The organism is Rhizobacter sp. (assembly GCF_035702065.1).
GTDB lineage: Bacteria > Pseudomonadota > Gammaproteobacteria > Burkholderiales > Burkholderiaceae_C > Rhizobacter.
On record NZ_DASSRA010000028.1, the window covers coordinates 1 to 10,382 of the forward strand.

Genomic DNA, 10,382 nt, shown 5'->3' on the forward strand with positions numbered 1-10,382 from the left:
TGGAAGTGGCCCGCCGCAACCAGACCAACGACGCCATCGCGCAGAAGGTCCACCCGGTGGGCCGCGAACTGAAGAAGGATCTGCTCGTTCACCTGGTGAAGGAGAACGACTGGCACCAGGTGCTGGTATTCACGCGCATGAAGCACGGCGCCAACCGCCTGGTGGAGCACCTGCTCAAGAGCGGCATCAGCGCCATGGCCATCCATGGCAACAAGAGCCAGAGCGCGCGCACCAAGGCACTCGCCGACTTCAAGAGCGGCGACCTGCAGGTGCTGGTGGCGACCGACATCGCCGCGCGCGGCATCGACATCGACCAGCTCCCGCACGTTGTCAACTACGAGCTGCCCAACGTGCCCGAGGACTACGTGCACCGCATCGGCCGCACCGGCCGCGCCGGCGCGCAGGGCGAGGCGGTCTCGCTGGTGTGCGTGGACGAGAACGGCTTCCTGCGCGACATCGAGAAGCTGATCAAGCGCGAGATCCCCAAGGAAGTCATCCCCGGCTTCGAGCCCAGCCCCAACGAGCGCCCCGAGCCCATCGTGCTCGGCCGCATGACGATCGGCGTGGGTGCCAGCCGCGGTGGCCATCGCCATGGTGGCGGCGGCGGCGGTGGTGGCGGACGCGGCGGCCAGCACGCCGGCCGTGGCCATGAGCCGCGCCATGGGGACAACCGCTCATCGTCGTCGCAGCGCCCGCCTGCGCGCGACGGCCAAGGCGGCGGTCGCCCCGCGCAACAACCCGCGGCTCGCCCCGCGCAGCCCGGCGCCCGCCCGCAAGGCCCGCGCCCCGAGCCGCGGCGCGATGGCGGCAGCAAGCCGCAACCGCGTTTGACGCAACCCAAGCGCTGAGCCCACCGGCCGGCGCAAATGGCTACAGTGGCCGCCATGGCCACTGACACGCCCTCCTCCCGCGCCGCCCTCATCGCAGGCAGCACCGGCCTCGTCGGCCAGGCTCTGCTGCCCCTGCTGCTGGCGGCGCCCTACTCGCGCGTGCATGCCCTGGTGCGCCGGCCCAGCCCGCAAACGCACCCCCAGCTGCAGCTGCATGTGGTCGACTTCCAGGCCCTGCCCGCACTGCCGCCGGTCGACGACGTGTTCATCGCCCTCGGTACCACCATCAAGGTGGCGGGTTCGCAAGCCGCCTTCCGGCAGGTCGACTTCGACGCGGTGGTCAACACCGCCCGCGCGGCCCGGGCCGCCGGCGCCACCCGGCTGGGCGTGGTCTCGGCCCTGGGCGCCGATGCGCATTCGCGCGTCTTCTACAACCGCGTCAAGGGCGAGATGCAGGAGGCCGTCGCCTCGCTCGGCTATGCGTCGGTGGTAATCATTCAGCCCTCGCTGCTGCTGGGCGACCGCCACGCGCTCGGCCAACCGGTGCGCGCCGGCGAGGTGTGGGGGGGCCGACTGTTCGGCTGGCTGCCGCGCAGCGTCCGGCCGATCCCGGCCAGCCAAGTCGCCCAGGCCCTGCTGCGGGCTGTCAGCAGCGCCCAGCCGGGGCTCACCGTGCTGCGCTCAGGCGCGCTCTACTGAGGGCTGGCTGCTCGGGGAGCGCCCCCGAAACTGTCACCAAGTGTTTCGCGAGGGGCCCAAAAGACCTTGGCTGCTTGCAGGTTGTCGCGCTGCAGCATGCGCGAGCGCTTACAACTGAGGTCTTCTGCCAAAACTGTGGAGAAAGTCTCATGAGCAGCCCCCCCTGGAACACGGCCTGGCAGGGCCCGGACCTGGTTGTCTACCGCGATGAAACCGAAGTCGACCGCTTTCCCGCCGCGCAGATCGAGCGCGTGATCTTCGTTCACCGTGGCCATGGCGACACGCCAGGCGACCTGCTGTTTGCGTTGGTCGAACTGCCCGACGAACACATCCTGCTGCCGGCCGAAACGGGCTTTGCCGGCCGCGTGAACTTTGAGCGCCTGAGTTTCTGGGCCGAGAAGCAATGCGTCTACTGGGTGCCGGAGAGCAAGGCTTCCCTGCCCACCCGGCTGCGCCGCAGCTTGTGGCTGCTGCGTCCGGGAACACCGTCGTACGCCCGCATGCCGCGCTCTGAACTCGCTGCGCGCGTCGAACAATGGCCGCTCGAAGGGCCGCAAACCTGGGAGCAGCGCAAATGGATGCGCATCGCACTCAGCCGCCCCTTCGCCGGCCTGAGCCACAGCCCCACGCAGCCCGGCGAACTGGTCGACCACGCACCCCGTCGCCGCGCCTGAGCCTCATCTGCCCATGAAAAAACCCGGCCTCGGCCGGGTTTTCATTGGGAGAGCGAAACGCTCAGGCGGCCGAAGCAGCCTTCTTGGACGACTTGGCCTTCTTGGACGACTTCTTCTCGGCCTTGGCAGGCTTTTCCGACTTGGCAGCGGCAGCGGGCTTGGCAGCCGGTGCAGCAGCGGCGGGAGCCGAAGCGGCCTGCGCGAAAGCGCCCAGGGAGAAGGTGGCGGCAATCAGGGCAGCGATGATCTTGTTCATGGGGGTTCCTTTGCAGTGGTTAAGAGCTTCGTGCTCCCAGCCACAACGGTCCCTTGAAGAAGGCGGTTGACGCCATTTCTTCAGGATTCACCCTCATTCAGTTTGGCTCAAGGTTTGCAGCCACGCGTTTTGACCGTTAGTCGAAACGCCCTTCGCGCAGCCACTTGGTGGCTACCCATTTCTCGCCTGCCAGGACGGGCGCACCACCGTGCAAGGTGCGCGTCATGGAATGCGGCCGGTCGTAGCTGAAGAACACCGCGTTGCCCTTGACGGGCGCCACTTCGAGGTTGACGTCGGGGAAGGTGGTGGCGCCACCGCGCTCCGGCTCGTTGAGGTACATCACGACCGTGCCGACGCGCTGGCCACCGCGCTTGAGGATGGTGGGCGTGCCGGGCTGTGTCGGGTCGAAGTAGTCGTAGTGCGGCTTGTACTCGGCACCTGGCCGGTAGCGCAGCACCTGCAGGCCTTCGCCGTTCTCGACGGGCCAGCCGAGCAAGGCGCCGATGCGTGCCTCGATGCGTGCACACAAGGCGTTCTCGCCCCGGCCGAAGAACATGCCGTCGCTGGTGCGTGCGGTGTTCACCTCGCTCGACCCGGTGGCCGTGACCACCGTCTCCGATCGAGCGAGGCGCGCCCGCGCCAGGTCGACCATCTGGTCGCATTCGTCATGCGACAGCAAGTTGCCGAACACGATGACGCGCGGGTTGCGCAGGGTCATCACGATCTTGATCTCGTGTCCGTCGACCAGCAGCGAGTTGGGTGCGTCGAGGATGCTCGGTTCGGGCACGCGCACCGGCTCGGGCAGGCCGTTGGCCTTGGCGTGTTCTTTCAAGAAGCCGGAAAGCGTGTCTTCCAGCGCGGACAAGGCAACGTCTTCATCCCACCCACTGGCCATCATCGACTTGAGCACGTCGTCCGGCGGACGGCCGGCCTTGGCCTGGTCGATGATCCACTGCTTCAGCTCGGGGGTGACGTTTTGAGCGCTCATGCGTTTGATTCTGCCGGATCGTGCTCCACGCGGCGGCGAAAAACCAGCCTGTCGGGTTCGGATACCGCGCCGTCGAAACGGTAGCCCTCGGCACTGAACTTCGTCAGCCCCTCGGGGGCCTCCAGCCGCTGCGTGATGGCATGCCGCAGCATCAGACCGCGCGCACGCTTGGCGAAGAAGCTGATGACCTTGTAGGCGCCTCCCTTCCAGTCTTCGAACACGCACTCGATCACGCGTGCCTTGAGTTGCTTGGGCCGCACGGCGTGGAAGTACTCCTGCGAGGCCAGGTTCACGACGATGGGCTTCTTCGACCCGAGCTGGCGGTTGAGCTGGTGGGTGAGCGTGTCGCCCCAGAACTCGTAGAGGTTCTTGCCGCGCGCCGTGCCCAGCGGCGTGCCCATCTCCAGGCGATACGGCTGCATGCGGTCGAGCGGGCGCAGCAGGCCGTAGAGCCCGCTCAGGATCGAGACGTGGGCCTGCGCCCAGTCGAGATCTTCGGCGCTAAGCGTGGGGGCGTTCAGGCCCTCGTACACGTCGCCATTGAAGGCCATCACCGCGGCCTTGCTGTTGCGCTCGGTGAAGCGGCGCGACCAGGCGCCGTAGCGCGCCACGTTGAGCTCGGCGAGCGGCTGCGACAGGCTCATCAGCTCGGCGATCTCATCCACCGTCTTGGGCTGCAGCACCGCAATGAGTTCGGCCGAATCGTCGAGAAAACGGGGGCGCGTGGTGGCTGGAGTGATGTGGGTACTGACGTAGTCAAGGGTTTTCGCGGGGGAGATCAGAAAGTGCATGCGCGGATTTTCATCCACGTGTGCAGATCGCACTGCGAACTGTGCAATCCGTCTCTTGTGCGGCCAGACACCTTTGACAGAATTGCTTACCGCAGCCCCCGCCTTTCAACATCAGCAGCCATGCGCAACCACCCTTTCGTTTCCTGGCTCGGAAAGATGCTCTTCGGCTTCGCACTCCTGGTGGGTGGGATCGAAGTCATGCGCATCACCTGGGGCAGCTGGTGGGAAGTGGCGGCCGCGGGTGCCTTGGGCTCCGTGCTCGGCCTGGCGCTGATGGCCTTCACCGAGATCCAGGAGCGGCCGCAGCGCGTGCTGCGCAAGGCGCGCCGTTCACTCAGCTTCCCGACGCAGTGGGCCGTGCGCTTCGACAAGGCCGTGCGCCAGGGAGGCGTGATCCCGGTGGCGGTGATCCGCTCCGACGGCGTGCGCTTCGTGATCGACATCCAGGGCTTCAACGACGCCGGCTGGAATGACCTGATCGAAGGCGAATCCATCCTGGTCGGCCCGAACGGCAAGAAGTTCAGAACCGACCCGGTCGCGCCGCTGATGCAGGCTGCAGCCGCATGGGGTGCCACGCCCATCCTGTGGCTGCCCGAAGCCAAGCACCCGCGCAACCTGCGCCAGGTGGGCTGCCCGCTGATCGTGGTGCTGGGCGGTGCGCGTGAACTCAAGCATGTGCTGCGCGGCGCGGAGATCGCGCCCAAGCACAACGCGACGCTGGAGATGACCATGCCGCCCAAGCCCGCCCGCAAGGCGCGCAAGGCGGCAGTGGCCACGCCCGAGCTTGTCTGAGAAGGTGTGAACGGACCCGCCACACCGGGTCCATTCATTCACACCTTCCGAGCCCGGGCCTTGAGGCTCACGTCACTTCTTTGCGTCGTCGACGGCGTCCTTCACCTTGTCGCCGGCCTTCTCGATCTGATCCCCTGCCTTTTGGGCTGCCTTGTCGACGGCCTTGCCGGCCCGCTCGGCCGGGCCTTCGGCCGGCTGGCATGCGGCCATGGCCAGGGAACACGCGGCGATGAGCACGTAGAGAGTGGACTGGATCTTCATGGGGGCTCCTGAGGGTTGTCTGTTGCTTGCTGCCAAGCGGTCTCGTGTGAACCGCTGCGACGAACTGTAGAAACGGCCGCGCGCGGTGTCCCTCAGCCTGAAGCGGGTTTGCGTGTCGGCGGCGTCCTACGTGGAGCCGTACTTCATTTGAAGTCGCGGCTGCGGCTCACCAGCCCTTGCAGCAGCGCCGAATGGTCGATCGCCTTGACAGCCACCAGGTGCATCACCGCAAAGCGGTCGTCGCCTTCGCGCTGCCATTGCCCGTAGACCGTGAGCAGGCTGGAGGCGAGCAAGGGCTGGCGCTGCACCTCGACCACCTTCGGCCACACCACCACGTTGATCGCGCCGGTCTCGTCTTCGAGCGTGATGAACATGGTGCCCTTGGCCGTGGGTGGGCGCTGGCGGTGGGTGACCAGGCCGCTCGCGCGTGCGAGCCGCCCATGCGGGCAATGCCGCAGCTCGGCGGCGGTCTGCACCTTGAAGGCCCTGAGCTGCTCGCGCAGCATGGCCAGCGGATGGCGCTTGAGCGTGAGCCCCAGCGACTGGTAGTCCGCCACCATGTCTTCAACCTCGGCGGGCGCGGCGAGCATGGCCGGGGCTTCATGCACCCGCGTGGCGCGCAGCATGGCCGTGGGCCGCGTGTCGATGCCGGCCACCGCCCAGGCTGCCTGATGGCGATGGCCGCTCAAGGCCTGCAAGGCATTGGCCTGGGCCAGGGCCTTGAGTTCGCGGGCATCGAGCTGCGCGCGGCGGGCCAGGTCTTCGACGCTGGCAAAAGGCGCGTTCGCGCGGGCGGTGAAGATGCGCTCGGCTGCGTCGACCGACAAACCCGACACCCTGTCGAGGCCCAGGCGCACCGGCCGCAAGGGGGCGTGGAAGCTTGCGGCGCCCTCCTCTTTCGGACCGCCAAGGTGGAGGGGCAGCCCTTCGAGCGAAGACTCCCAGACGCTGATGTTCACGTCGACTTCGCGCACCTCCACGCCATGCGCGCGCGCGTCGCGCACCAGTTGCGCCGGCGCATAGAAGCCCATGGGCTGGCTGTTGAGCAGGCCGGTCAGGAAGGCATCCGGGTGGTGGCACTTGAGCCAGCTGCTGGCGTAGGCCAGCAGCGCAAAGCCGGCGGCGTGGCTTTCGGGGAAGCCGTATTCGCCAAAGCCCTGGATCTGCTTGAAGATGCGTTCGGCGAAGGCCTCTTCATAGCCGTTCTTGACCATGCGCCCGACGAGCTTGTCGTGGAAGGGGCGCAGGTCGCCGTCGCGCTTCCAGGCGGCCATGGCCCGGCGTAGCTGGTCGGCTTCGCCCTCGGTGAAGTCGGCCGCGAGCATCGCGATCTGCATCACCTGCTCCTGGAAGATGGGCACGCCCTTGGTCCGGCCCAACGCCGTCTTCAGCTTGCCGGGGTAGTCGATCTGCTCGTCGGGAAGGTTGCGGTTCTTCAGGTAGGGGTGGACCATGCCGCCCTGAATGGGGCCGGGCCGCACGATGGCGACCTCCACCACCAGGTCGTAGTACACGCGCGGCCGCAGGCGCGGCAGCATGCTCATCTGCGCGCGGCTCTCGATCTGGAACACACCCACGGTGTCGGCGGCGCAGATCATGTCCCAGGTGGGATCGTCGGGTGCGTCTGGCAGCTCGTGCAGGTGCACCTGGCGGCCGAGCTTGCGGGCGAGCCATTCGAGCGAGCGCCTGAGCGCACTCAGCATGCCGAGCGCGAGGATGTCGACCTTCATCAGGCCCAGCGATTCGAGGTCGTTCTTCTCCCACTGGATGACGCTGCGCCCTTCCATCGCCGCGTTCTCGACCGGCACCCATTTCGACACGTCTTCCGAAGCGATGACGAAGCCGCCCGGGTGCTGGCTCAGGTGGCGCGGCGTGTCGATGAGCTGGTGCGTGAGTTCGAGCCAGAGGCGCACGGTGGGCGACTGCGGCTCGAAGCCGCAGTCGCGCAAACGCTCGTCTTCGACCTGCGGGTCGAACCAGTGCACGCTCTTGGAGACGGCCTCGATGCGTTGCAGGTCGATGCCGAGCGCGCGGCCCACATCACGCAGCGCCGAGCGCGGCCGGTAGCGGATGACGACGGCCGTGAGCGCCGCGCGGTGGCGGCCGTACTTGGCGTAGATGTGCTGGATGACTTCTTCGCGACGCTGGTGCTCGAAGTCGATGTCGATGTCGGGTGGCTCATTGCGCTCCATGCTGACGAAGCGGCCAAAGAGCAGCGTGGCGCCACGCTTGGGATCGACCTCGGTCACGCCGAGGCAGAAGCACACCAGCGAGTTGGCCGCACTGCCCCGGCCCTGGCAGAGGATGCCGTGCTCGCGCGCCCAGCTGACGATCTCGGCCACGGTGAGGAAGTAATGTTCATACTCCATCTTGCGGATGAGCCTCAGCTCGGTCTTGATCTGCTGCAGGCTCTCCCTGGCAGGCAGCGCCCCGGGGTAGCGCCTGCGGATTCCTTCGAACGTGAGCTTGCGCAGGTAGCTGGTTGCCGTGTGACCGTGTGGCACCAGCTCGTGCGGGTAGGTGTACTTCAGCTCGCTGAGCTTGAAGGTGCACGACTGCGCCAACTCGACGCTGCGCGCCATCCACTCGGGCCGGTACAGGCGCCCCAGCCGCGCACGCCGGCGCAGATGCGCCTCGGCGTTGGGCGAAAGCGCATGGCCGCACTGCGCCACCGGGCGGTTGAGCCGCGTGGCGGTGAGCACGTCTTGCAAGGGCTTGCGCGAGCGAACATGCATCAGCACACCGCCCGCCGCGACGATGGGCAGGCCGGTGATGTGGGAGGCTTGCTGCGCCATGTCGACGAGGCGCTCGTCACCGCCTTCATCGCGCAGCTCGATCGCAAGGAAGGCGCGCTCTTGCAGCCAGGTCTTGAGCCACTGGGCGTGGTCCAGCACCTCCTGCAGCGGCTGGCGTGCGTTCGGCACCAGCAGGGCCAGGCAACCGGGCAGGCCCGCCAGCGTGGGGGCGGTGGGAACCTTGCCTTCCAGGTCCCCCGGATGCGCGAGGTAGCTCCCCTTGCCCGCGCGGCTGCGCGCGACCGTGATCCACTGCGAAAGGTTGGCGTAGCCACGCATCGTCTGCGCCAACAGCACCAGGTGGGCATGGGGGCGGCCGGAATCGGGCAGATGCAGGCGCATTTCGCTGCCGATGACGAGGTGGAATTGGCGTTCCTTCGCGGCGTGATGGGCGCGCACCACGCCGGCCAGGGAACATTCGTCGGTGATGGCGAGCGCGCTGTAGCCGATGGCTTGCGCACGCTCCACCAGTTCTTCAGGCCGCGAAGCTCCTCTCAGGAAACTGAAGTTGCTCAGGCAGTGGAGCTCGGCATAGTCCGGCAGGGCCATGCGGGGTGCGGTTGAGGGCGATGGCATGAGCGATGGCCTTGCTTGCACATCATCGAGCGGACCCGGGCCACCGCGCGGCGAACTCAGCCCAAGGCCGCCAGGCGAGGAGCCGGCGCGCGGGTCACCAGGTATTGCGCCACGGGCATGCGCACACGCAGCGGGTGTTGCGGCCAGCCGCTGCCGCCGAAGTCGTCTCCATCATCACCGAGGCTGTCACCAGGGCCTGCTGTGCTTGGCGGCGTGTGAGCCGCTTCCGGATGACGCAGCCCCAGGGCATCTACGCCAGCCAAGGCATCGAGCGGGCTGCGCACACCGCCGCCACCCACCTTCAACACATGGGTGTAGATCATGGTGGTGCTGACATCCGCATGGCCCAAGAGTTCTTGCACGGTGCGGATGTCGTAACCGCTTTGCAGCAGGTGCGTGGCGAACGAATGCCGCAGCGTATGGGGTGTGGCCGGCTTGACGATGCCGGCCTGCGCCAGCGCCTTCTTGAAGGCACGCTGGAAGTTCTGCTCCTGCACGTGGTGCCGGCGCTCGGTGGGCTGGTCTGCGCGCGGATCGAAAGACAGGCTGGTTTGCGGAAAGACCCAGAACCAGGCCCAGGAGGCATCGGCACGCGGGTACTTGCGGGCCAGCGCATGGGGCATGTGAACGCCGGCGCGCCCGGCCGCGCGGTCTGAGGCCCACAGGCGCCGCGCGCGTGTCAGCTGATCGCGCAAGGCCGGCGCGAGCGAGGCCGGCAGCATCACCACCCGGTCCTTGGCGCCCTTGCCTTCACGCACGACGATGGCGCGGCGCGCAAAGTCGACATCTTTCACGCGCAGGCGCACGCCTTCCATGATGCGCATGCCGGTGCCGTAGAGCAACTGGCCCATCAACCGATGCTCTTCGGGCAGGTGCTGAAACAGGCGCAGCACTTCGTCGTGCGTGAGCACCACCGGCAAACGCACGCGCTCCTTGGGGCGGCCGATCTCGGTCATCCAGGGGAGATCCTGGCCCAGCACCTTTTGATAGAGAAACAGCAGCGCCGACAAGGCCTGCTTGTGCGTGGCGGGCGCCACCTTGCGCTCATTGGCGAGCCATGACAGGAAGGCCTCCACCTCACCGCCGGCCATGTCAGCCGGATGCTGCATGCCATGAAAACGCACGAAGGCATCGACCCAATACGCATAGGCCTGCTCGGTGCGCAGGCTGTAATGCATGTAGCGAACACGCTCGCGGAGTTGATCGAGCAGCCGCTCGGACTGCAAGGGGGGCAAAGTGCGGGATGCGGAGCTCATGGCAGGTCAACGGATGGATGCATGTTACTGTACGTCCATACAGTCATCAAGCCAATCCTACATAACTACTCTTGCAGGGAGAACATGCATGCCACCCGCGTGGGACCGCACCTTCGTGATCAAGAAGCTATCCCCCCAGCAACCAGGAGCCCGCAAGCTTGCACTGCGCTACGGCCGCGCACTGGTCTGCGTGCGACACCGCCACGACGCAGAAGGCCGAATGCGCTACACGACCGTCGAGCTGCTGGTGGAGCAGACGCCCATCCAGCGACGCCAACCCGATGATCAACTGCTGTGCGTGCGCGCGGATCCCAACGACACCGAATCACGCCGCCGCATCATCGCCGCCGGCGGGCAATGGGATCGAGAGATCTACGCGTGGTGGCTGACACGCGCAGCAGCGAGACGGCTGCGCTTGCTGAGTCGGGTGGTCGCTGTGGGGTGAGGAGTGGGGCGCGACTGTA

Annotated in this window: 11 protein-coding genes; 5 read left to right on the forward strand and 6 right to left on the reverse strand. The window is 67.1% G+C overall.

Features of this window, described 5'->3' with window-relative positions; all coding sequences use genetic code 11:
• The 3 genes from VFL64_RS01245 to VFL64_RS01255 all read left to right on the forward strand — a co-directional run.
• A partial coding sequence (locus tag VFL64_RS01245; protein WP_489538558.1) for a helicase-related protein occupies positions 1 to 848 on the forward strand: 848 nt, incomplete at its 5' end.
• A gap of 36 nt (positions 849 to 884) precedes the next feature.
• The gene (locus VFL64_RS01250) at positions 885 to 1,529 is read left to right on the forward strand and encodes an NAD(P)H-binding protein (RefSeq protein WP_489538559.1); all 645 of its coding nucleotides are present in this window, start codon (positions 885 to 887) and stop codon (positions 1,527 to 1,529) included.
• 149 nt (positions 1,530 to 1,678) lie between these two features.
• A complete protein-coding gene (locus VFL64_RS01255) occupies positions 1,679 to 2,203 on the forward strand; it encodes a hypothetical protein (protein ID WP_489538560.1) in 525 nt (174 codons plus the stop codon).
• Positions 2,204 to 2,264: 61 nt separating this feature from the next.
• Here VFL64_RS01255 and VFL64_RS01260 read toward each other — a convergent pair whose 3' ends face one another.
• The 3 genes from VFL64_RS01260 to yaaA form a co-directional block, all read right to left on the reverse strand.
• Positions 2,265 to 2,459, reverse strand: a complete 195-nt coding sequence (locus VFL64_RS01260; protein ID WP_489538561.1) for a hypothetical protein — start codon at positions 2,457 to 2,459, stop codon at positions 2,265 to 2,267.
• 136 nt (positions 2,460 to 2,595) lie between these two features.
• On the reverse strand, positions 2,596 to 3,447 hold the full coding sequence (locus VFL64_RS01265) for a 2OG-Fe(II) oxygenase (protein ID WP_489538562.1): 852 nt from the start codon (positions 3,445 to 3,447) through the stop codon (positions 2,596 to 2,598).
• On the reverse strand, positions 3,444 to 4,238 hold the full coding sequence (gene yaaA / locus VFL64_RS01270) for a peroxide stress protein YaaA (RefSeq protein WP_489538563.1): 795 nt from the start codon (positions 4,236 to 4,238) through the stop codon (positions 3,444 to 3,446). The genes VFL64_RS01265 and yaaA overlap by 4 nt, the downstream gene beginning before the upstream one ends.
• 120 nt (positions 4,239 to 4,358) lie before the next feature.
• Here yaaA and VFL64_RS01275 point away from each other — a divergent pair, with 120 nt between their 5' ends.
• Positions 4,359 to 5,030, forward strand: coding sequence for a hypothetical protein (locus tag VFL64_RS01275; RefSeq protein ID WP_489538564.1), 672 nt, complete (start codon positions 4,359 to 4,361; stop codon positions 5,028 to 5,030).
• 72 nt (positions 5,031 to 5,102) lie between these two features.
• On the opposite strand, the gene VFL64_RS01280 is transcribed toward VFL64_RS01275, so the two are convergent.
• The 3 genes from VFL64_RS01280 to VFL64_RS01290 all read right to left on the reverse strand — a co-directional run bounded on the left by VFL64_RS01280 (position 5,103) and on the right by VFL64_RS01290 (position 9,918).
• Positions 5,103 to 5,291: a hypothetical protein gene (locus VFL64_RS01280; RefSeq protein WP_489538565.1), complete on the reverse strand. Its 189-nt coding sequence runs from the start codon at positions 5,289 to 5,291 to the stop codon at positions 5,103 to 5,105.
• 143 nt (positions 5,292 to 5,434) lie between these two features.
• The gene (locus VFL64_RS01285) at positions 5,435 to 8,662 is read right to left on the reverse strand and encodes an error-prone DNA polymerase (RefSeq protein WP_489538566.1); all 3,228 of its coding nucleotides are present in this window, start codon (positions 8,660 to 8,662) and stop codon (positions 5,435 to 5,437) included.
• Between the two features lie 56 nt (positions 8,663 to 8,718).
• Positions 8,719 to 9,918 carry an integron integrase gene (locus VFL64_RS01290; protein WP_489538567.1) on the reverse strand — a complete coding sequence of 400 codons (1,200 nt, stop codon included), beginning with the start codon at positions 9,916 to 9,918 and terminating at the stop codon, positions 8,719 to 8,721.
• Between the two features lie 220 nt (positions 9,919 to 10,138).
• Between VFL64_RS01290 and VFL64_RS01295 the strand changes: the two genes are divergently transcribed.
• Entirely contained in the window at positions 10,139 to 10,363 is a 225-nt protein-coding gene (locus tag VFL64_RS01295) for a hypothetical protein (RefSeq protein ID WP_489538568.1), read from the forward strand.
• Positions 10,364 to 10,382 lie beyond the last annotated feature (19 nt).

Coding starts and splice junctions, on each gene's coding strand:
- VFL64_RS01250 (WP_489538559.1), top strand. CDS start 885: ATGGCCACTGACACGCCCTCCTCCCGCGCCGCCCTCATCGCAGGCAGC.
- VFL64_RS01255 (WP_489538560.1), top strand. CDS start 1,679: ATGAGCAGCCCCCCCTGGAACACGGCCTGGCAGGGCCCGGACCTGGTT.
- VFL64_RS01260 (WP_489538561.1), bottom strand. CDS start 2,459: ATGAACAAGATCATCGCTGCCCTGATTGCCGCCACCTTCTCCCTGGGC.
- VFL64_RS01265 (WP_489538562.1), bottom strand. CDS start 3,447: ATGAGCGCTCAAAACGTCACCCCCGAGCTGAAGCAGTGGATCATCGAC.
- yaaA (WP_489538563.1), bottom strand. CDS start 4,238: ATGCACTTTCTGATCTCCCCCGCGAAAACCCTTGACTACGTCAGTACC.
- VFL64_RS01275 (WP_489538564.1), top strand. CDS start 4,359: ATGCGCAACCACCCTTTCGTTTCCTGGCTCGGAAAGATGCTCTTCGGC.
- VFL64_RS01280 (WP_489538565.1), bottom strand. CDS start 5,291: ATGAAGATCCAGTCCACTCTCTACGTGCTCATCGCCGCGTGTTCCCTG.
- VFL64_RS01285 (WP_489538566.1), bottom strand. CDS start 8,662: ATGCCATCGCCCTCAACCGCACCCCGCATGGCCCTGCCGGACTATGCC.
- VFL64_RS01290 (WP_489538567.1), bottom strand. CDS start 9,918: ATGAGCTCCGCATCCCGCACTTTGCCCCCCTTGCAGTCCGAGCGGCTG.
- VFL64_RS01295 (WP_489538568.1), top strand. CDS start 10,139: ATGCGCTACACGACCGTCGAGCTGCTGGTGGAGCAGACGCCCATCCAG.